Below are 24205 nucleotides of genomic sequence, written 5' to 3' on the forward strand. Positions count from 1 at the left end.
GCGCAATTCTCGTTCAGATTAACTGCCAAACCCCGCACGTGGGAGGCATTAATTTAATGCCATTTCCCACCGATGCCCCTCTTCTCAATCCGTTATTCGCCTGCGCTTCACTTTCTTTTCTTGCAAATTTGAAACATTAATTTTACTTTTTATTATCATTTACAACAACAATCCGGCATTCCTGCCTTACTTTAGCAAAGAGAAAAACCATGGTTCATGCTCAGAGCGCTTCACCTCGCCATCCCATTTTTACGGCGCTTTTCGGTATGATGGTATTGACGCTGGGGATGGGAGTTGGCCGCTTTCTGTATACGCCCATGCTGCCGGTAATGCTGGCGGAAAAGCAGCTAACGTTTAACCAACTCTCCTGGATTGCCAGCGCCAATTATGCAGGGTACCTGGCGGGAAGCTTACTGTTTTCCTTTGGCCTTTTTCATCTCCCCTCTCGTCTACGCCCCATGCTGCTGGCTTCGGCGGTCGCCACCGGTATTCTTATTCTGGCCATGGCGATATTTACCCAACCCGCAATCGTCATGTTGGTGCGCTTCCTGGCAGGCGTCGCGAGTGCGGGAATGATGATTTTTGGATCAATGATTGTGTTGCATCATACCCGCCATCCGTTTGTGATCGCCGCGCTCTTTTCCGGCGTCGGGGCCGGGATTGCACTGGGCAACGAATATGTCATTGGCGGTTTACATTATGCGCTTTCGGCCCATTCGCTATGGCTGGGGGCCGGGGCGCTCGCCGGTATATTGCTATTAATCGTGGCAATGTTGATTCCCCCCCGCGCTCATGCGCTGCCGCCTGCGCCCTTAGCAAGAATCGAAAATCAGCCTATGCCCTGGTGGCAACTGGCGCTGTTGTACGGTTTCGCCGGATTCGGCTACATCATTGTCGCTACCTATTTGCCGCTGATGGCGAAAAGCGCGGGCTCTCCGCTACTCACGGCGCACCTTTGGTCGTTAGTCGGCCTGGCGATCATTCCCGGCTGCTTCGGCTGGCTGTGGGCGGCAAAACATTGGGGCGTCCTGCCATGCCTGACCGCGAATCTGTTGATCCAGAGCGCCTGCGTGCTGCTGTCTCTCGCCAGCAACTCGTTGTTGCTGTTAATACTGAGCAGTATTGGTTTTGGCGCCACGTTTATGGGCACAACCTCGCTGGTGATGCCGCTTGCCCGACAGCTCAGCGCGCCGGGCAATATTAATTTATTAGGCCTGGTGACGCTAACGTATGGTATTGGGCAAATTCTCGGTCCGCTCGCCGCCAGTCTGTCAGGCAATGGCGCGTCGGCAATTATCAACGCCACGCTTTGCGGCGCCGCGGCGCTCTTTTTTGCCGCGCTGATCAGCGCCGCGCAGCAGATAAAACAAAAACGGTTTGTGATACGTGAATAAGCGGTAGAGTAAACCCGCGCTATCCGCACCGGGTTGTATCTTTAACGCTATTCGCGGCGCAATGCGGATCTGTTTTTAATAGCACATCCTCAACACGTTATTTCAAGGTAAAGATGCCACTAAAAACTATACTTATTCTATGGTTTTTAGTGCTATCAATCTGCCTATTATTTTATATACCCTTCCTACTTCAAGTGGCTTATGTGTTGGCTACGGATTACTCGGCCCATCTATGGGCCTCGCCCTGACGAGCCGTTGCTCACCCCAGTCACATCGTTATCTATGCTCCTGGGGACTCACTCCCTTGCCGCCTTTAAGCAACTCGAATTATTTTGGCTATATATTCCATTATGATGATTATCGTTCCCTCTCAAATCATCACAATTATAAATAAATCACATTATGAAATTAATTCGATTATTCGTTTTTTATTACCTGCCCGCAGGATTCTTAGGGCGCAAGCTGACCCATCAGCGGCCACTGACCTGACCGTGACCATTCCTCTTAAGGCGTGAAAAATTACAGTAAAAAAGTAAAATTTAGGTTAAAAAATCCTATTTTTTAACAACGATAATTAAGTGGCGTGAAATTGACTAACGTCAAATTTATTTCCCCTTTTTCCTGCTCCCGGCTCCGGCCTGCGCCAACACCTGTTTCTTTGCTTTTTTACCTCGCGTTATACCGTCCACGGTTCCCCGCGCCTCCGGCAGTAGCGAGGATGGTGATTTTTCGCGCTGCTATGCAAGAAACGCATAGCACGATACATACTTGCATTTTGTCCTTACCCTTATGGCTGATAAGGTCTTTCTGTTTCGGGCTTTTTGGCCTGTGGCTACAACCAACACATCATCAAAAAAATTCGGGGATCGCTATGGCGCAACAAGTGGACGGGGCGGCCATGCCGCTTGATACAGAAAAGGTCGGGATAAAGGGATATCTGGCGTTTTTTCTCACCATTATTTTCTTTTCCGGCGTATTTTCCGGAAGCGAAGGCTGGTGGCGCGTTTTTGATTTTACCGTACTCAACGGGTCATTCGGACATGTGACCGGTACGCAGACCTTTCGTGGCGCGGGCGGAACGGGCGCGAAAGATGGCTTCCTTTTTGCGCTGGAGCTGGCACCGTCGGTTATCCTTTCTCTGGGTATCATCGCGATTACGGATGGACTGGGCGGTCTGCGGGCGGCGCAGCAACTGATGACGCCCATCCTGAAACCGTTGCTTGGCATTCCTGGCATTTGCTCACTGGCGCTGATCGCCAACCTGCAAAATACCGACGCCGCGGCGGGTATGACCAAAGAACTGGCGCAGGAAGGCGAAATCACTGAACGCGATAAAGTGATTTTTGCCGCCTGGCAGACCAGCGGCAGCGCTATTATCACCAACTATTTCTCCTCCGGCGTTGCGGTATTCGCCTTTCTGGGGACGTCAGTCATCATTCCGCTGGTGGTCATTCTGCTATTCAAATTTATCGGCGCAAACCTTTTGCGCGTCTGGATTAACATCGAAGAACGCCGTCACCCTGCGCAAGGAGCCCAATCATGACGACTCAGGTACGTAAGAATGTCATGGATATGTTTATCGATGGCGCACGCCGCGGTTTTACCATCGCCACGACCAACCTGTTACCCAATGTGGTCATGGCATTTGTCATTATTCAGGCGCTGAAAATTACCGGTCTGCTCGACTGGGTAGGCCATATCTGCCAGCCCGTGATGGCGTTGTGGGGGCTTCCCGGCGAAGCGGCTACGGTGCTTCTGGCTTCGCTGATGAGTATGGGCGGCGCCGTTGGCGTGGCGGCCAGTCTGGCTACCGCCGGCGCGCTAAGCGGCCACGATGTTACCGTGCTACTGCCAGCCATTTACCTGATGGGAAACCCGGTACAGAATGTCGGCCGCTGTCTCGGTACCGCCGAAGTCAACGCCAAATATTACCCACATATTATCGCAGTCTGCGCCATCAATGCGCTGCTGTCGATCTGGGTCATGCAGCTTATTGTTTAATAAGGAGTTATCATGCCTGATTTATCCGCCGCGGAGTTTACCTTGTTACAGGGTGCGCACCTGTTTGCGCCAGAAGACCGGGGCATCTGCGATGTTCTACTCGCGAATGGCAAAATTATTGCCGTCGGCGCTGACATCCCCGGCGATATCGTACCGGACTGTGCGGTGATTAATCTTAGCGGCCGTATGCTGTGCCCGGGCTTTATCGACCAACACGTTCATCTGATCGGCGGCGGCGGCGAAGCGGGGCCGACGACGCGGACGCCGGAAGTCTCTCTGAGCCGCCTGACGGAAGCCGGGATAACAACGGTCGTCGGCCTGCTTGGCACCGACTCCGTCAGCCGTCATCCCGCGTCGCTGTTAGCCAAAACGCGAGCGCTAAATGAGGAGGGGATCACCGCCTGGATGCTCACGGGCGCTTATCACGTTCCGTCGCCGACCATTACTGGCTCGGTAGAAAAAGACGTCGCGCTGATCGATCGCGTCATTGGCGTGAAATGCGCAGTCTCCGACCACCGTTCCGCCGCGCCCGGCGGGAATCAACTCGCCAGCATGGCCGCTGAATCACGCGTTGGCGGCCTGCTGGGCGGTAAACCCGGTGTCAGCGTTTTTCATATGGGCAGCAGCAAAAAAGGGTTACAGCCGCTGTATGACATCCTGGAAAACAGCGACGTGCCGATCGGTAAACTGCTGCCTACCCACGTCAACCGTAGCGAATCTCTTTTCGAGCAGGCGCTGGCGTTTGCGCTTAAAGGCGGCGTGATCGACATTACCACCAGTATCCCGGATCCCGTCGCGCCGGCGGAGGGCATTGCCAGAGCGGTAAAAGCCGGCGTCCCGCTTTCCCGGGTGACGCTCAGTTCAGACGGTAACGGCAGCCAGCCGCTATTTGACGCTGCCGGAAATCTGACGGGCATCGGCGTCGCGGGCTTCGAAAGTTTGCTGGAGACGTTGCAGACGCTGGTTAATCACTACGGATTCAGCCTGACCGATGCTCTGCGTCCGCTGACGACCAGCGTAGCCGCCTTCCTCAGTCTGGACGGCAAAGGCGAAATCCGTCCCGGTAACGATGCGGATCTGCTTGTCTTTAGCGAAGATTTACGCATTGAGCAGGTGTATGCGCGCGGCAAACGCATGGTCAATGAGGGGAAAGCCTGCGTAAAAGGTACCTTTGAACCGGCGTAATTCCTGCTAGTTTCAGGCTGCCCCATCGCGGCATTCTGAAAGAGGACGGGATAAGCGGTTGTCAGCCGCCCGAATGGACGTAGAATGCCCCTTCGGGCGGCTGACAGGATAACGGTAAATGGATGTAACTGGAGCAGGTTTGCACAATATTGAGACAAAATGGCTATATGATTTTCTGACGCTGGAAAAGTGCCGCAATTTCTCTCAGGCCGCCATTATCCGCAACGTATCGCAACCCGCTTTTAGCCGGCGGATTCGCGCCCTGGAACATGCCGTGGGCGTTGAACTGTTTAACCGACAGGTCTCGCCGCTACAGCTTTCCGAACAGGGTAAAATCTTTCACTCCCAGGTTCGCCACCTGTTACAGCAACTGGAAAGTAATCTGACCGAACTGCGCGGCGGCAGCGATTATACGCTGCGTAAAATCAAGATTGCCGCCGCCCACTCGCTCTCCCTCGGCCTGTTGCCGACTATCGTTAAGCAGATGCCGACGCAGTTTACCTACGCCGTTGAGGCGATAGATGTCGACCAGGCGGTGGATATGTTACGTGAGGGGCAAAGCGATTTTATCTTTTCTTATCACGATGAAAATCTGCAACAAGCGCCGTTTGATAACATCCGCCTGTTTGAGTCGAGGTTGTTTCCGGTTTGCGCCAACAATGGCCGGGGCGAGCCGCGCTATACGCTTGAGCAGCCGCACTTTCCCCTGCTTAATTACAGTCAGAACTCCTATATGGGCCGGCTGATAAATCGTACTCTGACTCGCCATGCTGAACTGAGTTTCAGTACATTTTTCGTCTCTTCGATGAGTGAATTGTTAAAACAGGTTGCGATGGACGGCTGCGGAATCGCCTGGTTGCCCGAGTATGCTATCCGTCAGGAGATTACCGACGGACGCCTGATAGTGCTTGATGCCGACGAACTGGTTATCCCGATCCAGGCTTATGCTTATCGCATGAATACCCGCATGAGTCAGGTAGCCGAAACATTTTGGCGCGACCTGCGTGGGCTTCAGGCCGCGCTGTAAACACATCAGGCGGTAAGGCGTTGTTCCCCGGCCAAAGAGGCGCGGGTGTCTGGCCAGGACTCATACCAACGAATCGCCGCGCGCACCAGCGACGCTGTGGAATCAATCATCGGGCACGCTATCGCGCGTTCATGTCCGGCCACAATAAGCGGAATTTCGGTACACCCCATAATAATTGCCTGAGCGCCACGGGCAATAAGGCTATCGATTTGCGGCAGCAGCAGCGCTTGCGCCGCAGTTTTATCACCACGTTTAAGCGTATAAATAGCCTGCATTACCAACGCCTGCCCCGCGTCTTCTGGCTGAATTAACGTCAGCCCCCGCGCCAGCGCTTTCTTTTGATATAACCCGGTCGCCAGCGTCGCATTGGTCGCCAGCAGACCAACGTGCCGCGCCGATGGCGGAATATCCCCCAGGGTAGCGTCCAGGATGCTGATCATTCGCGCTTTCGCGACGTTCTGTAAATCATCAAACCAATAATGCGCAGTGTTGCATGGGATAACGATACACTCTGCCCCGGCGTCTTCCAGCATATGCAGATAACGCTCCAGATAACGGTATGGCGAAGGCCCGCCGGATAACAGACATGCTGTACGATCGGGAATATCAGGGATAGAGCTGACAATGAGCGGGATGTGTTGTTGATCACAACTGGCATGTCGCAATTCAACAAATTTTTCCAACATATCCGCCGTTGCCGCAGGTCCCATCCCCCCCAGTATCCCAATGGTGTGTTTCATCGCTTTTCCCGCTTATTTACGTCAAGGTCAGAAACACACTATCAACTTGATGTGTATATAAAAAATGCCGTTTTATTAGCGGCTATGCGTAAAAATCATAACGGGTGTAAGGGCCACGCGTTATCGCCTTTTCAGGCAATCGATTGGTTACATGAGCGCTCATCGACCTTCGCAAGCCGCTAAATGCCATTTCGCTATACAGCATCGCCCACTGCGAGTCCGCAAACTTGTTTTGTCCTCATCGCCACAGCGCCTGTCGGTGAAGGGGCCGCCGTGTTTTGCTTTTCGACGCTAATGCGGGAATATCCCAGCGAATATGGCTATAAACCAAATCCACGGTCTCCGTGGCGCTGCCTTCGGCGTCGCCATGATTGCTCATGCGTGAAATTCGCACATTAGTGAGCGTATAAATAATAAATGGCAGCATTGCGCCCTTATCACGACGGCATAATGTCAGCACGCCTTCTTTCACCGTTTTCCCGTTACAATAGTGCTCATAGAGGCCAGGCGTAGCAAGATCGACAGGCTTTGTCAGCGTCAATCCTCCAATATATGTCCCTCTCGCTTCGCCGGACTCCCGTTTCGTCGGGTTGTGGTTGTAAGCAATAAGTTTTATTTGGTTTTCAAAACCTTTGATCCGGCTTTCGCCTTCAATACCGTCCAGTTTTAAATAGATGGCGTCCATCCCCCCTCCGTGATTATCATGCGGCAAAGCAGGCTGACAAGGACGGAACGCCAACAATGAAAGAACGTTCCATTTTCCAGCCATTTCGTTGGTGTCTCTGTATACCAGATTAAATACCGACAATCTGCTATAACTGGATTCTTGCTAAATACCTTCTGCCATCAACAATCCATTTTACAATAGCGCTACTGACCTGAAATCTATTACGCCTGGCATTCAAGCATCGTTTCCTGAATAACCATAGCCGCTATAAGAACCATATCAAAAAAGAAATATCAATATCATTTCTTATTTTTATCCGAGAAATTACTTAATTCCACAGAATCGGAATATAGACAATTCTTATTCCTTTTCACATCAATGGGTTTTTTAGACTTTTGTCATATCGAAAACAACCATTCCAATAGAACATATTTACTATGTGAATATATTTAATGTTTTTATCGCGCACAGTGTTATCACAGTAATAAATGATTTGCATCAAAAATGCGCCTTTCAGCGCCACGTATTTTTGGGCAGCAAATTATAAAATCGCGTTTCAAAGTCAGTAACATGTTCTCTGTTCAGGCGATATGACTTTATGCCCGGACGACACGCCAGCCGCTTTACCCTTACGTTTAGTCGTGATACGTTAGATCACATGAACACGAAACGATCCAACGCTACGCAACGTCATCTCCGCTGGTGGCTGCCTTCCTGAAGGCGGCACGGATCACTATCCCTTTTTAAGTAGCCGCCGAAAGGCGGCTACTGCGTTTCGGGACGTCTTTCGGCTTTACAGTAAGCATAAAGGAGTCCTTAATGAGCACCCTTCCCATCATTCTGACTGGCGATCGCCCCACCGGCTCGTTGCACCTCGGCCATTATGTCGGTTCACTGCGCCAGCGCGTCGCGCTACAGCAGGATCACCAACAGTATGTCCTGATTGCCGACCTGCAGGGACTCACCGATAACGGCAGTAATCCGCAAAAAATCCGCGATAATATTCCGCAAGTGTTAGCTGACTATCTGGCCGTCGGCATCGATCCCGCGCTAACGACGATCTGCCTGCAATCCGCGTTACCCGCCCTCGCTGAATTAACGGTGCTGTATATGAATATTGTTACCGTCGCCCGGGTGGAGCGTAATCCTACGGTAAAAAATGAGATTGCCCAAAAAGGCTTTACCCGTTCCCTGCCGGTCGGGTTCATGGCGTATCCCATTAGCCAGGCGGCAGATATCACCGCCTTTAAGGCCGAAATGGTACCGGTTGGCGACGACCAATTGCCCATGATTGAGCAAACGAATGAGATCGTTCATAAGATGAATAGTCTTTTCTCCTCGCCGGTATTGCGACCCTGTCAGGCGCTCCTGAGCGATACGGGTCGTCTGCCCGGCATTGACGGCAGCGCCAAGATGTCGAAATCGCTCGGCAATACCCTGCTTCTTTCCGCCAGCGAAGAGACCATCCACCGTGCGGTCAGCGCGATGTACACCGATCCCAATCATTTAAAAATTAGCGATCCGGGAAAAATAGAAGGTAACGTCGTCTTTACGTGGCTGGATGCGTTCCATCCGGATAAAGCCAAAGTCGCGGCGATGAAAGCACATTATCAACAAGGCGGATTAGGCGATCGTGTCTGTAAAAATGAGCTGGAGACCTGCCTGCAAGAACTGATCGCGCCAATACGCGAACGACGGGCAACCTTTATTGCGGATAAGGGAATGCTAATGGAATTGCTGAAAAAAGGTAGCGAGCGGGCGCATGAGGTCACTCAAAAGACGCTACAGGAAGTAAAACGTGGACTGGGTCTGCCCACGCTATTCCAGGTATAATCAGGCATCAACGTTGTCCAGCGGCCATGACTCAAACAGATAGCCATCAAAGTAGATGTCATCAACATTGGAAAACTCCAGCAGACGCTGCTTCACGTTTTCCAGGTGCTGCCACATCGCCAGCTTCGCTGCGCGGGCGTCTTTCTTAATTAACGCCGCGAGGATCTGCTTATGATCGACCAGCCACTCCTTACGGTAAAGCGTATCGCCCAGATGGCTATGAAGCTGGAGCCACATCGGATTATTTTCACGCCATTGCCAGGACTGACGGAAGAGCTCTACCAACATACTGTTATGGGTCGCTTCGGCAATGGCCAGATGAAACTGCATATCGCCGCTTTCTGAGCCGCCCGGCGCGCTGGAGGCGAGCTCTCGCTCTTCCAGTTGTAACGCCTGGCGCATTTTAATGATGTCTTCGCGGGTGGCCTGCAGAGCGGCAAATTCAGCGATATTGCTTTCCAGCAACTGACGCGCCTGTAACAGTTCAAACGGCCCGGCGTCATTACAGTGATTGACGTCAGCGCCTTCCATCTCGTTATTATCCGCGCTGTCGAGCACGTAGATCCCGGCGCCGCGGCGGACTTCAACCAGACCTTTAATTTCCAGCATGATCAGCGCTTCACGCACGACGGTACGCGTCACATTGAGCCTCTCAGCGATCTCTCTTTCCGGCGGCAAGCGCTCCCCGGGGCGGTACGGCGTCTGAACAATCAGATCCCGTATCATTGCGCCCACTTCCTGGTAAGGTCTTTGCTGAGAGGAGTTTGATTTCATATTGGTCGTGCCCGTCCGATGCGATTTCCCGGTATCAGACTATAGCATTTGTAAAGGGGGATAGCACGCGTAGCACACCAAAAACGCGAAACTGGTCAACCAACAAAACAATAATGCGCCCCGTTTCGCTAGTGAAGCCAGATAAAAGGAAAGGCAGTAGACAATACACAACTGATGTTCCACCTTTAGCCCTGATGCCTGAATATGAACAGAATATTGGTTTACCAATATAAAATTTATCAACCAAAAATCAGACCATAAAATGTGTCTGTACATTGACAGGAACAATGCCTCTGACATAGCGTGATCGGCGAAAATCCAGCCGCTCTCTTTGTATCAAGAACGCGTTATGATAAAAGACACCGTGTTTTTCGCCCCAGGCGTATCCGGGGGAAGCAACGCCTCCAGTTTGTCGAGCCGCCATCGCCGGGCAGCGATTATTCTGCATGAAATTTATGGTATTAACGCTCATATCCAACGCGCAGGCCATGAATGGATGACGCGCGGATTCGACATCTATATTCCCGCGCTGTTTCCTCACCATACCCCCTTTCGCTATGAACAGCAGCAGGAGGCTTACCGTCACTTTTCAGCAAATGTCGGCTTTGATCCCGCCGTCGTTACCACATTACTCCACGAGCTCAGAACGCAGTACGAGACGCTAATCGTCGTAGGATATAGCGTCGGCGCAACGCTCGCATGGCTAAGTGCAGCCAGTGGGTTATGCGATGGCGTCATTTGCTATTACGGTTCCCGTATACGCCAGTACCTTCATCTTGCGCCTCTCTGTCCGGCACTGGTTATTATCGCGCGTTATGAGCCGGCGTTTGATCCCCTCGCCATGCGACAGGCACTGGAAAAGCGCCCCCGGGTGCAGTGTAAAATGTACGATGCGCGGCACGGGTTCTGTGATGCTGATAGCGCCACGTTCGATGCCGCCTTGTCGCATCAGGTAATGGACGATGTGAGCGCATTTATTCGCGACATCACCCGTGCAAACACATCGCCCGATTTTCAGCTTTAGTGGAGACTTTTTTCAACGAGCTGTTCCAGTTTTTTCAAAGCCTGTATATCTGCGGCATCAAGACCATAACGTTGCAGCGTTTCAGCGGGATGATAACTGACTAACGTTCGCCCATCGGCTTGCTGGCTAATGAGCACCCGAAACGGTAAATCCAGCGCCAGTTCGGGATGCGCCAGCATGAGAGGCGTTCCGCCTTTAGGATTGCCAAAGACCAGAACCGTTGTCGGCGGCATTTTCAGGTTAACATTCTGTGCCGCTCTGGCATGGTCAAATTCCCCAAATAACACCAGACCGTGATCGGCGACAGCGTGCATCAACCGCGCTCGGGTCTGCAAATAGTCATAAGCGCTGTAGGTTTTAACCATGGTTATCGCTCCATCCTCCGTTGCAAAGCCAGGCCTTATTAAGATTAACATCAGGGTTACCGCCAATAAAAAAGGCTTTAAAATAGCGCTCATTCTTCTCTCTCCCTGACCCAATACCCATGAGTAAATGCGACACAGATGATATGCAGTTTAAAAATCAGTCATCGTACTGTACCCCTTATTATTGCACTGAACAGCTCATCACTAAAAAAACAGACGGCAGAACAAAAAATTCCGACGTCTGAACAAATTTAAATAACGATGATCCAGTCTGACTGAGCGACAGCGCGATCATTATTATGATTATGGCGCGACACCATCCTCTTCAGCCCGCTGGGTAAGAAAAAATATACTCCGCTCAGTAAGATAATAGATACTACAGGCCAACTCTTCAGAGATACGGAGCATCATTGCGTGGTGATGATGCGATTTTTCTGGCGCCATCGGCAGAAATATTTCTGACTCCAGCACGTCACTTAAAAAATGAAATTTATGTACATATTCAGCAGATATAACGCCTCTCGCCATCAGATTAGCCATTAGTGTATTTAAACTATCTTGTTCATGATATACGATACCTTTTCTCTCATGAATTCTGAGAATAACGCTTCTGAAGGCTGCATGACATTCCTTTACGACACAGGCAAAATCATTAAGTATCAGGCGATTATACGCTTCCATAAGATCATATTCGACAAAGCCATACTCTCCAGGAGAGTACAAATAATAACATATGTTTTTAAGCCGTTTTATTCTGCGCAACCTTACAATTCTACCATTTTCATAGCGATATTTTAAACTATGCTCATGAAATATATTATTTAATTCATTAATCGCCTTATCCGGTTCTAACCCAAGCGTAACTTCATAGGTTCGAAGGTAGGTATCTATATAGTTAAAAGCAAGCTCAATGGTATCAATATGTTTTCTTTTATCATCTGTTTTTAATAACAGATTACTCATTTCATCCAGATATGACGTTGAATGCGCATATAAGGTGAATAAGCCATACTCTTTGCGCAACGTTTTACATATTCTTCGATAAACTTCGTCAGAATGACTATTATGATAGCAGTATAACGTCATATCATAAAAAGAGGAGCAATTCCCTAACGTATTAATAATCAATAAGATTATTTGCTCGCGTATTTCTAACGGAATATCTTCATATAACAGATCGCTATGCCTTAGTGAGTATGGTCTAAAGGTGTGCATTCCTCCCCCTGTAACCGCAGCAGAAAAAATTACGCTATGAATAGCGCCACATTACTCTAATTCAGTGGTTCAGGCATTAATATCAGCTCAACAGTGAGCCATTTTTTCTTATTTTTTAATTGTGTTGAGTGCATATTTATTTACTCTACAGATAATTGTAACCCATCGCCCTTTGTCATTCTGCTGATCGTCACTGGTGCGAAAATCTGGATTATCCGTGGCGATTCAGTCTTCACTGAATGCCACAGACAAGCGTTATTCAACTAAAGCTCACCTGTCCCTTAGTCCTTCTTTCATTCCGTTGCGTCGTTGCCATACCAGCACACTTAAACGTAAGGTGAGCTTATTGTTTTTATCGACGGGTCAGAACAATCCTTCGCCGGTCATACAGTGTTTCAACAGAGAGCTGCAAATCATATTTCGCATTCTTCAGTTTTCGCGATTTAAGCATTTTCACCGTGACGCCACTTATTTGCCCTGTTTCAATCCGTCTCTTGATTTCGGCTGCGCTTAGCAGGAGTTGCTTCTTCAAAATCGACAGCAGGCTGACCTGAAAAGAACGGGAAATCCTGACGCTAACACTGACCTGCTTGTGGGAGGCGATACTGACCAGCCACCGTTCCTGAATGTGAAAATCAGGCTGCCCCGATAATTCAGCATTGTTTCGCTTCAGGATCGCGTTGTCATAAGCAAAATATTGCACCGTGGCAGCATCATTCGCCATCAGCCGGCAATAAAGACCGCGGTTAATTTTGCTGACTGGCAGGCGCGAGAACAGGGAGATATTCCAGGTGTAATCGCAGTGTGTGCATTTATAGATACTCCAGACATCGAGTACCTTCTTTTGCGAATTAACCCGAAATGCCCCAGAAGGCGTGAAGTCCCGTTTTACGCTGCATGAAGGGCAACGTTTCGCTATGCGCTGATACCCCACAGGAGTGACAGTCCATATGACTTTCATAACGTACCTTTTTTTAACCCATACAAAACCGGATCCGAACTCAGCGGACCATAAATGTTTATGTATGAAAAATATTTAAGTGATATTTTTCAGTGGGTTAAAAAAAGATTTCCAACGCAACAACCCTGTCAATGGCTAAAAAGATACGCCGAGATTATCAAAGCGGCCATTATCGGGTATATGAGTTTAATCAATATTCATTATGGTAGCGGCGGGATCTATTCAACTGACTTACTAAACGCATGATCCTCCCTTTGAGATCACACTTTTCACTCCCGGTTATTCACTTACAGAAATCAGGTGTTATCATTCACGACGTAAATACCTTTCAACTCAACCCGAGGCTTTGATGCTGGAGAATGTCATCATCTGATAATCAGTTACCCGACCTTTTCAGGCCGGACTGATTATCAATGCGCCGAAATCGAATGCGGACACCGCAGTGTGTTTGCACGTTTTGCCTATGATGATTAAACAGGTTCTTCAGTATGAATTTATCCCGTCAGGAACAACGTACCTTACACGTTCTCGCCAAAGGCGGACGCATTACGCACATCCGCGATGCGTCAGGCCGCGTCACCGCCGTTGAGTGCTATAGCCGCGAAGGGCTGTTGCTCGCCGATTGCACGCTCGCTGTATTCAAAAAACTCAAAACCAAAAAGCTGATCAAATCCGTTAACGGTCAGCCCTACCGCATTAATACAACCGGGCTGAACAACGTTCGCGCCCAGCCTGACAATCGCTAAGGAGATGATGATGGATATCAGCGCCGTTATTTTTGCAACGCATCGCATTCGGCTATTACCCGATGAAGGCAAAATCCCCTGGGACGAGCCAGCCTTCAGCCAACGCATGCTGGAAAATCATCTGTCGCAGGACCACGACTGGGCCAGCCGCCGGCTAACCGTGATTGAGCAACAGGTAACATGGATTACCCGTCAGTTACCCGCAGGCGCCCGCATTCTGGATCTAGGCTGTGGCCCCGGTTTTTATACCCACCTGTTAGCAGAGCGGGGGTTTCACTGCACAGGCGTAGATTTCTCTCCGGCATCCATCACATGGGCTCGCCAGCAGGCGCAAGCCGCAAACCTGAATATTGACTACATTCAGCAGGATATTCGTACATACCACCCCACGGAACCTTTTGATTTCATTATGATGACGTTTGGGGAACTGAATGTCTTTAGCGCTGCGGATGCGCAAAGCCTCATCAGTCATTGCGCGCAGTGGTTGAAACCGGACGGCAAACTGCTTGTTGAAGTGCATACCTTCGATGAAGTTAAACGCCAGGGCATGGCGCAGCCAGGCTGGCAGCGTTGTCCGCACGGCCTGTTTCTTGCCGAGCCTCATCTGCTGTTAACGGAAAATGCCTGGGATGAAGAGGCCCAAACCAGCTCAACGCAGTTCTGGGCGATAGCGGAAAACGGCTGTACCACCCGTTTCGGCAGTCAAATGAAGGCCTGGCGCGATGATGAATATATCAGCCTGCTTGGTGATGCTGGCTTCACTGTGTTGCAGCGCCCGGACAGTCACACCTGGCCGGTCGGCGAGACTTTTGCAGGCAAGCTGTTTGCGCTGCTGGCTGAAAAAGCATCCACTTCTGAGGGTATTGCCCTCAGTAAAAGGAATAACCCAATGGATATCCCACGTATTTTTACCATTAGCGAAAGCGAACACCGTATCCATAATCCGTTTACAGCGGAAAAGTACGCCACGCTGGGCCATGCGTTACGCATGAAACCAGGCACGCGGATTCTCGATCTCGGTAGCGGTTCGGGTGAGATGCTCTGCACCTGGGCTCGCGATTACGGTGTTACAGGTACTGGCATTGATATAAGCCCGCTCTTCACCACACAGGCAAAACAACGTGCAGAAGAGCTCGGCGTCAGTGAATACGTACATTTTATTCATAACGACGCGGCCGGTTATATCGACGAGGAAAAATATGACGTGGCGGCCTGCGTAGGCGCTACCTGGATTGCGGGCGGTGTCGCGGGGACAATAGATCTGCTGGCCAAAAGCCTCAAACCTGGCGGGCTCATTCTCATCGGTGAACCGTACTGGCGTCAGATCCCCGCAACGGAAGAGATCGCCCACGCCTGTGGCGTCTCATCCGTCGCCGATTTTCGTCCCCTGCCCGAGTTGGTCGCCTTTTTCGACCAACTCGGCTATGACGTAGTGGAAATGGTGCTGGCGGACCCGCAAGGCTGGGACAGATATGAAGCCGCGAAGTGGATGACCATGCGCCGCTGGCTGGAGGAAAACCCTGACGATGAGTTTGCGCAAGAGGTTCGAACAGAACTGACGGCAGCCCCCAAACGTCACGTCACCTGGACGCGAGAATACTTTGGCTGGGGCGTATTTGCGTTAATCGCGCGATAACGTGAAGCAGGAGGTATAGCCTACAAGAGGTATACCTCCATTTAAAAGTGTGCAACAAATTAACACGGCTCAAGGCGGGAATATATCGTCTTAGAGACTATCCCACCAGGCGTTATTGGCGCAGCCAGTTTGGACACGGACAGCGCGCAAAAACCGGAGCGTACACGTAGTACGTGAGGATTTTGAGCACTGCCCAGGTCCAAAATGGCAAGTAAAATAGCCCTAATGGGATAGGCTCTTAATTTCGCCATTAAGTTTCTGCCACAATATGTCGCAAGACGTGCAAGCGTTCCACCTCACCTGATGAGCGAAGCCACCATCAATAAGACGTTATTGCTGCAATTCAATTATTAAAAATAAAAAAAGAACCAGAAGAAAATTAAAAAATGACTTACCCACCATATTAGCCATTGTTAAAGTCAAAGTAACCCCCCGTAAAAGCTGGATGTTTTTATTTCTCATAGACGAGAATTTATATATTATGATATAATGCGGCAGAAAAACATGCAGGTTATTAACCTGCCATTAATGTAAATAATTTTTTGAGGAGATGTTTCCAGTGGGACGTAAATGGGCAAATATTGTTGCTAAAAAAACGGCTAAAGACGGTGCAACGTCCAAAGTATATGCAAAATTTGGTGTAGAAATCTATGCTGCGGCTAAACAAGGTGAACCAGACCCGGAATCAAACTCAGCTTTAAAATTCGTTATTGAACGTGCGAAACAAGCACAGGTTCCAAAACATGTTATTGATAAAGCCATTGATAAAGCCAAAGGTGGCGGAGATGAAACGTTCGTGCAAGGGCGTTATGAAGGCTTTGGACCCAATGGTTCAATGGTTATCGCTGAAACGTTGACGTCTAATGTTAACCGTACGATTGCTAATATCCGCACAATTTTCAATAAAAAAGGCGGGAATATCGGAGCGGCAGGTGCTGTCAGCTATATGTTTGACAATACTGGAGTGATTGTATTTAAAGGAACAGACCCTGACCATATTTTTGAAATTTTGCTTGATGCTGAAGTTGATGTTCGTGATGTAACCGAAGAAGAAGGGAACATCGTTATTTATACTGAAGCTACAGACCTGCATAAAGGAATCGCAGCGCTAAAAGCAGCTGGAATTACTGAATTTTCAACAACAGAATTAGAAATGATTGCTCAATCAGAAGTTGAACTTTCACCAGAAGATTTAGAAATCTTTGAAGGACTTGTTGATGCCCTTGAAGATGATGATGATGTGCAAAAAGTATATCATAACGTTGCAAACCTCTAATTATAAATTAAACAAATCTGTCTCTATGGCAGATTTGTTTAATTTATAAAGCTGTTATAAAAAAGTCTATCTGGCCAGATATATAGATCTTTAAATTTATGTGTCTTATCACGACCTGATCTGACACATAGCCTTGAAAGGTTGAGAGTTACCGGTTTTGATATAGTGTCGAATCCTTATATAAAACATGAGGTAATTTTCATGTTTCATACGACGAATCCCGTCAGCAAGATAAGCAAAAGCCAGCAATATCGGGTTGCTTACAATCTCCCTGTGCTCTTTAAGGCACCGCCCTTATAAATTCCGCTTGCGCTCATGATGGCTCATCTGGCGCTCTACGCGTCGCTTGACTACAGGTGTGACTCCACCAGCGCGCTACAGACCATAGTGCGAGAACCGTGGCCGATTACTTTGATGCCTTTGATGTGGAGCTATTTTTAACAGATAACGTATACCACACTCAAAATACTCCCCCAGATCAATACCCTCCTCTGAACACCTCCCTCTTGTGCCATTCCACAAACCGTTCACCCGGATAATTTTCTTTAACCGGGGGCAACGCGATCTCTTTCCCCGCAAAATCCCAGAACAGCCGCTGTACCACTCCGCCACCATTCACCGCGTCGGAAACTATCACACGCATATTTTCATCCAGGCCAATCGAACCACGATCGAACGCTTTATGATGAATTGCGCACAACGCCAGGCCATTAGGCACTTCACAAGGACCATGATGCTGCTTCCATCTGATATGGGCTGCTTCAAGGGCTATAGGGGCGTTGTCGTGACGCATATTGAAGCCGCAGACCGCACATTGATAATTGTAAGCTCGTAGCACCGCCTGGCGAAACTTCGGATCGCGTTGACGGAGAGAGGTGCGAATATCAAAACCCATCTCGTCAGCGATGTCTTCCTGAATACTGGTCGGAAAATGCGCCTCAAGGATCTGCTGCGCCAGCGTGTCGATTAGATTACGTTTTTTTGTTACCAGCGCGAAATTGTCGACATCAAACCCACCAGCAACATTATATTCAATGAGTTCGCGCTTGGGCGGCTGGCGGCTACCGCTGGTTGAGCAGAATTCCGCGTTTTGCAATTCCCAGAAACCATCGCCCTTCAGACGCCAGAACGGCATATCCGGGCGCTGTTCACGGCGCTGTGGCCCATAGCGTTCCAGCAAATCCAGCAATTGCTCATGAATTTCAGAACCATAATCAAATAGACGATCGTGCCCCTGCCGATAGTGCGAGAGGACATATAACAGCAATAACGGCTTATGCGGCGCTCGCTGTTCGCCTTTGCGCCAAATAGTAATATTTGATATCGCTTGCTTTAGGGTTTTGTCAGAGGTCATTACGTTGAAGAATCCATGAGCACATAGTTGCGATGATGCTCGCAACTATATGTACATTCAAGACATTATTGCAGACATACTTTTTGTCTGTCGGCTCTGTACTGACAGTTAGCATTCTGATAACAACGGAAAAAACACAGCGCTCAACCGAGAAAGGTAGGTAACTTCTGGATTTTAGACATAAAAAAGATCTCAGTTGAGGTTCATTTATATGATCCTGGAGCGAAGTCCGGACTCGCCTTTTGGTTTAATTTGTTGAAAATAAATGAGTTGTGAGGTTTTACTTTGGGGATTTGCCCCCAGAATGGGACATAAAATTGAATACTGGGTGAAAGATCACAAAGTTGGATCTTTATTCTCAATAAATGGAGCCCATATGATTAGCAAATATATATCATCGGTCACGATAAATAATAAATCAGCAGTAAAGGTTACTCTCCGACAGGAGTGCCCACCTGTATTATAAGTAGGCTATCCCCTAAAAAACACATTAGGATTCGAACTATATGACTAAACCTAAAGAAGCCACGCCTTCTTGAGGTAGACGCTGATGGATCGCCAGAAGAGTCTTCATTTCTCGTAAAACAAACTGTGGCATCCAGCCACACTGTAATTCGAAATCAAACCGTTCGTTGTTGGCGTTCCCTTCTGCTGTCATCAGACTATTTGATATCAGTTCATTATAAAGCCATTCATCTAAATGCAAGCTGATACCGTAATCGTTAAGCAACTTACAATGCAACTGATGGGCGATTTTTAAGCCCGCAACATCCAGATCGCCAAAATAAAGTAGCTGTTCTACCTTTTCGACCTCAAGAAGTTGTGACACGCACTCCGCCTGGCCGGATACTTTGTTACCTGCGCCGTAAATGACCAGTGACCAGCGAGTCTGAACTCGATTAAGTTGGCATAGTCGATAATACACATCGGAGTTTTCAACAATGATAGCCGGAAGATCATGGCAATATGATGACTCATACGGTAAAGGCGGTGCACGTCGAAACGCGCCCATATCAGCCAAAGTCAGAATGACATGCTTCCAGCCATCAGGCGGCAAGGAGTCCAGCGCTTTTTCGTCACCAAATATAAGCAGAGACCGCTCACGATGCCCAAGCAAGCCTGGGAATAGTGACTTGTCGCCCTCGGTTTGGCGAAAAAGATATGTATTCAGCTGTTGTAAGCGTGCCTTGATTGGCTGGGTCAGTTGTCCTGTAATACGTTGCGCTAACCAGGGATGCCAGGCTACTTCTGATATTGTCTTCGTAGGAACGATGGCACCTTCGTAAACAAAAGTACTTGGCAGGCTCATACCCCGCCAATAGCGCTGCCAACTCACTTTGCGCTTAGGCTGAGCCCGCCAGTCCTTCAGAAGCAGTTGCGTAACAGCCTGACTGAGCAAATCAGGTGCATCCTGAGCCAAGGCCTCCTGGTTGTGGACGCGTATCACCTCATCCAGCACCACATTAGCTTTCACTGTACGGGCGGCCTTACCAGCGGCAAGACGATGTTTATTGGCTGTCGACTCCAGTCGGGATAGCCAGATCATTACGCTACTCATCTCATATCAACCTTAAATGACGGGAGCGAACTGTGGCTTAGCAGCCAGAGAAGCCGCCCACAGGGCATGGCGTTCTTTATCAACGGTTACCAAATCGCGCCGCCTCAGTTTTTGAAATTTATTCAGGAAGAGATGGTTATCAAACATTGATTGGGCGTTTTCATCCGAAATACCAGTCAGGTAGATGAGCTGGATTTTATAGGCTTTGGCCATTTGGGTTTGAATTCGCATTAGATCATCGGCATTCGATTTACCCAGCGGGTTATCGGCTAACAAGAATCCTGCACTTGAAATACCCGTATCGTACTCTCGTACTTTACCAACCGTCACAAACAGTAAAAAGGCAGATGTAAGGCGCTGTCCACCCGAACCTTCAAGTCGGGTGACAGGAGTCCATTGTGGACGGCTGGCATTCGTCTTCAGCAAACGCACCTCCAGCTCCCCTTCGCCAAATACCGACTGAACCAAATCAGCTGTCAAGGCGTCCCGATTGGGCGCTCGGGGTATCTGTCCCTTGGCTATCCACTGCTGCAGGCGGCTGCTGGCAAAACCCCTGAGATCAGCGGCAACATCATTCAGCCGATCGGTCATTTTGATAATGGGCCGACCAGGCAGTACGGGGCAATCCTCAGGAATTTTGACCGACATCGCGCGCTTGAGAAGTTTAATCGCCCCCTCCAGATGAGCAGTCAGATGGGTGACAGTCAGATCAATCGAACGCTGGAATTGTTCCAGGCTGTCCTGCACAGCTTCGAATACCTGCGTGATCCCTGTACCGACCCTGTCCAAATCGCCCAGCACTTCATGATAAGTTGCGATTGAGTCCAACTGCCGTAAGTATTCCTGACTGGCTCGGGCATCTGGATCCTTGGCCAACTCTTCTTCGATCCGTTTGCGGAATTTTCCCCAGACCGTAGAGACGCGTATATTTTGCTGTTTTAGCGTTTCATTTAGACCGGCATACTTTTGGCATTGTGTAACCAGATCGTCAGTATATTCAGTGATGCTCTGGATCCTGCCAGGTAGACCCGCCGCAGAGGTCGGCGTAATGGGCTGAATCATCGCTTGAGCTGTTTTGGCGTTCTGCAGCCGCTCTTTCACATTTTCCATCTTTTGCAACTGCAGCTTCTTTTGCTCCAGTTGAAGTTTTAGCTGGTATTCAATTTCATGGAGGCTGTTGACGATTTCAGCCAGAGACGTTTGGATTGTCTCTATCTCAATGGGCTTCTCTTCCCAGACAAAATCCTCGTCAATTGCTTTACTAGCCTCCTCACAGCTTTGGGAAAAATTTTGCAGAGTTACCTGAGAATTAATTAGATTTTGCGTGAATTGCTTCTGCTGTTTGTTGAGGCGTACGATGCGATTATTAATTACCGTTAGTTCATTGATGGCCGCCGCTTTTACCTCGTCCGGATATGTATTGTAGGTGGGTTGAGCGGTCAAACGCTCAGAGGCGTAACGTTGTGCCTGTTTAGCATCTTTCAGTTGTTGCTTGAGAGCGGTCACTTGATCACCGTTGGCTGCTTCGAGCAATTTTTTGTGCGCCTGAGCTGCCATCTCATGGGCATCTTCGGGGCTTCGTCCTTCCATACCTTCAGTCGCCATAATCTCTGAATAGAACGGCTCGTTACACAGATTACTCCAGTTGCCCATCTGGATATTTAAAAGGGTTTTCTCGGAGAGCTTGTTCTTCTCGATCTCGCTCAGTCGTTCCAGTTTCTCTCTCTGGGTGCAAAGAGTGCCCTTGCTTCGTTGAATCTGTGCAGCTAACTGCTCCAGTTTCATTATCGCCGTTTCACGCTTCGCCCATTCTGTTTCTACAAAAAGACTCAGTTTATCATGCGCTTTTTCTGCCTGAATTTTCTGCTGTCGGGCGTTGTTTAACCGCACCTGGACATCTCTCTTCTCGTCACGCAGTGTTTGCTCATCATGCTCAGCTTGCTTAAGTGCTGCATCAGCATTTTCCAGTATTAAGAGAGCCAGCTCCCGTTGGTCAAGCAGTCCCGCCCAATGCTTACCATACTGTTCGTAATGCAGACGCCAGTCATTCCTGAAAGATTTCAGTACATTAAGGGCGCTCTCCGCAGCCTTCACACTGACTTCCTGCAACGCTACGATATTCTCCAGGTCTTGCAGCCGGGCTTCGTAAGCGGCCTGACTATATCCGTGCTTATCGGGGTTTGAGAGGACGACCTGTACTAATTCAGACGTTTCTCGGCGGAGATCTTGTGCTTCATCCAGCAAGTAAATAGCAATAGGTGCCTTCTTCCAGGGCAGGATCTCACTAATTTTATGGACCTGTTCAAACGTTACATTGTCGAGTGCGACTAGGCTCAGGTAGCGGCCAGGGTTTTGATCGATCACCGCTGCAATCTTTTGTGCATCATCGTTGTAAACAGAGGCCAAATAATGTGGAAATATCCAGAGCTTATCCCGTGCAATGCCCGCCGCATAAAACGCTTCAAGTGCCTGATTGACCAGCTTAGCGACCAGTTCATGTCCCGTCATCCTTAACTCGTCCAGTTCGTGCCGGGCTTGCAGTAAACGCTCTTTCATTCCATTCAGCGTTTGAGCGTTCGCATTCAATACTTTGTCGAGCTGCAATCCACACAGCTCGCTGTGCCAACTCGTGTCTTCAATATCTAGATCATGTTGCGTTGACGTTGGCAGTTTTTGATAGGTTTTTGCTAAAAGTAAGGCACTATCCACAGCTGACTGGTGTTTTTGTTCAGCCAGAATGAGTTTTTGCTGGGCCTCACTTTTCTCAATTGATGCCTCCCGCACAACATTCAGCTGTGCTTCCAGCGCCTGCTCTTTCTGATGAAGAATTGTATTAGCCAATTCTTCACTCTGCTGTGCATCGCGTAAGGTTAATTCCAGTCGGTATTGGGCTGCTACCGGTGTTTCACCCTTTTGGATCAACCCTGCTTCACATAATTCATTCCGTTGCGATTCACCCTGCCGTTTGTCTCTTTTATACCTCTCACGATCCGCCTCCAGGCCACCCAACATCTTTTGTAGATCGTCGTATGATTGTTTAAGGGTATTGCTTTCCCTATCCATCTGCCCTAATTCTTTCTCAAGCGTAGCCTCCTGCTGTCGATGTCTGTCGATTGCCCACTCTAATGTGCCCAAGGCTTCGCCAGCAGTACGCTCGAAAATCACCTGTAGCGGCCTTTCCGTTTCACTTTGGAATACCTTCAGATCTTCATCTGCCTGGCGGTACTCATTCAGGGCCTTAGCATAGGCTTTGTAGTCTATAGCAGCGTGAGTAATCTCAATCTGGCGCTGATTGGTATCGGCTTCGTCTTGAAGCGCATCGACTATCGCTTTTTGTTTGTCGAACTGATGCTGCACGAGATCATATTCAAGCAGTGCTCTGCGCTTACCTAACTGCTCACGCAGAGACATCGCCTGGCCAATATGCGTTTGCAAACTATCCATGTTATCTTCAAGCTGCGTCTGTTCAACCTGAGCATCCCCGACAAAGGCTGCGAGATCGCGCATTGCTTCTCGGAAGCCATCATCCAGCAGTTGCTGCTGCGCCTGGATGCTTTCCAGCTGTTTAGCCGGATCAAGAAATGCCAGCCAGTTAGCCAGCACATCCTTCAGGAAGGACTCGTTACGACGGATCCCCTCTAACTCTCCCTGACGTTCAACTTCATGCGCTACCAGTTCCCGCAGCCGCTCAGCCGCATCTTTAGACATGGTGCAGGCGAAGAACGCGCCAAGGAAATCATGTTCAGTTTTGTATTCAATAAAACGGGTCAGGCCACCTTCTTCGGAGTTGAAGGTCACCATTGTTTTGATAAGATCAACGTTAATTTGTTGTTCCAGTAAAAATGCGCGCCACTCGTTCTGTCTGGTGGTTTTACGCCAATGCATACCGCCTTCACTACCGGCCTTGAGATTAAGCCAGCTATCAAAACTGCGCAGGCTATTGGCATAGGGGCGCAGCTCAGAATTGCGTTCCGCGCGGGAATAAGAAGGGACTTCATCAAACGGCGCGCCCATCAGGGAGTCGGGCGCATCACAAATAAACAGTGTGCGGTCAACATCATCTCCATTACGCTGATGAGCATGTCCCAGTAATAACGTTTGTCCTGATTCATTGACCATCTCAACCAAAACAACAGAGAGTTCTTTATAGAAGTAATTGCGGTAGTGGTATTCACTCTGGCGATGATTTGCCAGATATTGGGTGAAGTCACTAACGGACGGCTCAAAAATCGATAACAGCAGCGCGATGTAGGTTGACTTACCGCCCCCATTTACAAGCTGCTGATAAGTACTGGTCACCACCTTCGCATTTCTGACGGGCGAGCGCAGGCCTTCAACAACAGGGCTACCGACCGCTTGAGACAGGCCAATATAGTCCAGTGTGAGGTCCTTGTAGAAAGCTTCTTCATGGCCTGCGCCATCCATATAAACCCGTTTAATCAGCCACAT

At 49.2% G+C, this 24205-nt stretch carries 19 protein-coding genes; 10 read left to right on the forward strand and 9 right to left on the reverse strand.

Annotated features, from left to right (window positions below; genetic code table 11):
* Positions 1–209: 209 nt before the first annotated feature.
* The 5 genes from HU143_RS19450 to hypT all read left to right on the forward strand — a co-directional run bounded on the left by HU143_RS19450 (position 210) and on the right by hypT (position 5607).
* Positions 210–1394 carry an MFS transporter gene (locus tag HU143_RS19450; protein ID WP_023227013.1) on the forward strand — a complete coding sequence of 395 codons (1185 nt, stop codon included), beginning with the start codon at positions 210–212 and terminating at the stop codon, positions 1392–1394.
* 871 nt (positions 1395–2265) lie between these two features.
* Entirely contained in the window at positions 2266–2937 is a 672-nt protein-coding gene (locus tag HU143_RS19455) for a nucleoside recognition domain-containing protein (protein WP_000068752.1), read from the forward strand.
* Positions 2934–3395: a YjiG family protein gene (locus HU143_RS19460; protein ID WP_000211979.1), complete on the forward strand. Its 462-nt coding sequence runs from the start codon at positions 2934–2936 to the stop codon at positions 3393–3395. The genes HU143_RS19455 and HU143_RS19460 overlap by 4 nt, the downstream gene beginning before the upstream one ends.
* 12 nt (positions 3396–3407) lie before the next feature.
* Positions 3408–4580, forward strand: coding sequence for a beta-aspartyl-peptidase (gene iadA, locus HU143_RS19465; protein ID WP_023227012.1), 1173 nt, complete (start codon positions 3408–3410; stop codon positions 4578–4580).
* A 118-nt stretch (positions 4581–4698) separates the two neighbouring features.
* Positions 4699–5607: a hypochlorite stress DNA-binding transcriptional regulator HypT gene (gene hypT, locus HU143_RS19470; RefSeq protein ID WP_000383509.1), complete on the forward strand. Its 909-nt coding sequence runs from the start codon at positions 4699–4701 to the stop codon at positions 5605–5607.
* Positions 5608–5612: 5 nt separating this feature from the next.
* On the opposite strand, the gene HU143_RS19475 is transcribed toward hypT, so the two are convergent.
* Positions 5613–6347 (reverse strand): aspartate/glutamate racemase family protein, encoded by a 735-nt coding sequence (locus tag HU143_RS19475; protein ID WP_023227011.1) that lies wholly within the window; start codon positions 6345–6347, stop codon positions 5613–5615.
* 238 nt (positions 6348–6585) lie between these two features.
* Positions 6586–7116 carry an Hcp family type VI secretion system effector gene (locus HU143_RS19480; RefSeq protein WP_000907671.1) on the reverse strand — a complete coding sequence of 177 codons (531 nt, stop codon included), beginning with the start codon at positions 7114–7116 and terminating at the stop codon, positions 6586–6588.
* Between the two features lie 717 nt (positions 7117–7833).
* Between HU143_RS19480 and trpS the strand changes: the two genes are divergently transcribed.
* Entirely contained in the window at positions 7834–8847 is a 1014-nt protein-coding gene (trpS, locus tag HU143_RS19485) for a tryptophan--tRNA ligase (RefSeq protein WP_023227010.1), read from the forward strand.
* Here trpS and uxuR read toward each other — a convergent pair whose 3' ends face one another.
* Positions 8848–9621 carry a Uxu operon transcriptional regulator gene (gene uxuR, locus HU143_RS19490; RefSeq protein WP_000841640.1) on the reverse strand — a complete coding sequence of 258 codons (774 nt, stop codon included), beginning with the start codon at positions 9619–9621 and terminating at the stop codon, positions 8848–8850.
* 349 nt (positions 9622–9970) lie between these two features.
* Between uxuR and HU143_RS19495 the strand changes: the two genes are divergently transcribed.
* A complete protein-coding gene (locus HU143_RS19495; protein WP_000588698.1) occupies positions 9971–10645 on the forward strand; it encodes a dienelactone hydrolase family protein in 675 nt (224 codons plus the stop codon).
* On the opposite strand, the gene HU143_RS19500 is transcribed toward HU143_RS19495, so the two are convergent.
* The 3 genes from HU143_RS19500 to HU143_RS19510 all read right to left on the reverse strand — a co-directional run bounded on the left by HU143_RS19500 (position 10642) and on the right by HU143_RS19510 (position 13186).
* On the reverse strand, positions 10642–11103 hold the full coding sequence (locus HU143_RS19500) for a DUF302 domain-containing protein (protein ID WP_023227009.1): 462 nt from the start codon (positions 11101–11103) through the stop codon (positions 10642–10644). The two genes, HU143_RS19495 and HU143_RS19500, sit on opposite strands and share 4 nt — an antisense overlap.
* A gap of 210 nt (positions 11104–11313) precedes the next feature.
* Positions 11314–12225, reverse strand: coding sequence for an STM4504/CBY_0614 family protein (locus tag HU143_RS19505; RefSeq protein ID WP_023227008.1), 912 nt, complete (start codon positions 12223–12225; stop codon positions 11314–11316).
* Between the two features lie 352 nt (positions 12226–12577).
* A complete protein-coding gene (locus HU143_RS19510) occupies positions 12578–13186 on the reverse strand; it encodes a DUF1062 domain-containing protein (protein ID WP_023227007.1) in 609 nt (202 codons plus the stop codon).
* 488 nt (positions 13187–13674) lie between these two features.
* Here HU143_RS19510 and HU143_RS19515 point away from each other — a divergent pair, with 488 nt between their 5' ends.
* From HU143_RS19515 to HU143_RS19525, 3 genes are all read left to right on the forward strand, one after another.
* On the forward strand, positions 13675–13932 hold the full coding sequence (locus HU143_RS19515) for a YjhX family toxin (RefSeq protein ID WP_001054380.1): 258 nt from the start codon (positions 13675–13677) through the stop codon (positions 13930–13932).
* A gap of 4 nt (positions 13933–13936) precedes the next feature.
* Positions 13937–15568 carry a class I SAM-dependent methyltransferase gene (locus HU143_RS19520; RefSeq protein ID WP_077909978.1) on the forward strand — a complete coding sequence of 544 codons (1632 nt, stop codon included), beginning with the start codon at positions 13937–13939 and terminating at the stop codon, positions 15566–15568.
* A gap of 559 nt (positions 15569–16127) precedes the next feature.
* A complete protein-coding gene (locus HU143_RS19525; RefSeq protein WP_000532939.1) occupies positions 16128–16844 on the forward strand; it encodes a YebC/PmpR family DNA-binding transcriptional regulator in 717 nt (238 codons plus the stop codon).
* A gap of 478 nt (positions 16845–17322) precedes the next feature.
* On the opposite strand, the gene HU143_RS19530 is transcribed toward HU143_RS19525, so the two are convergent.
* The 3 genes from HU143_RS19530 to HU143_RS19540 form a co-directional block, all read right to left on the reverse strand.
* A complete protein-coding gene (locus HU143_RS19530; protein WP_023227005.1) occupies positions 17323–18198 on the reverse strand; it encodes a phosphorothioated DNA-binding restriction endonuclease in 876 nt (291 codons plus the stop codon).
* 502 nt (positions 18199–18700) lie between these two features.
* Positions 18701–19744: a Wadjet anti-phage system protein JetD domain-containing protein gene (locus HU143_RS19535; protein WP_023227004.1), complete on the reverse strand. Its 1044-nt coding sequence runs from the start codon at positions 19742–19744 to the stop codon at positions 18701–18703.
* Positions 19745–19768: 24 nt separating this feature from the next.
* Positions 19769–24205 carry a hypothetical protein gene (locus HU143_RS19540; protein WP_053505592.1) on the reverse strand — a complete coding sequence of 1479 codons (4437 nt, stop codon included), beginning with the start codon at positions 24203–24205 and terminating at the stop codon, positions 19769–19771.

This window comes from Salmonella sp. SJTUF14076, from assembly GCF_015534835.1.
GTDB lineage: Bacteria > Pseudomonadota > Gammaproteobacteria > Enterobacterales > Enterobacteriaceae > Salmonella > Salmonella enterica.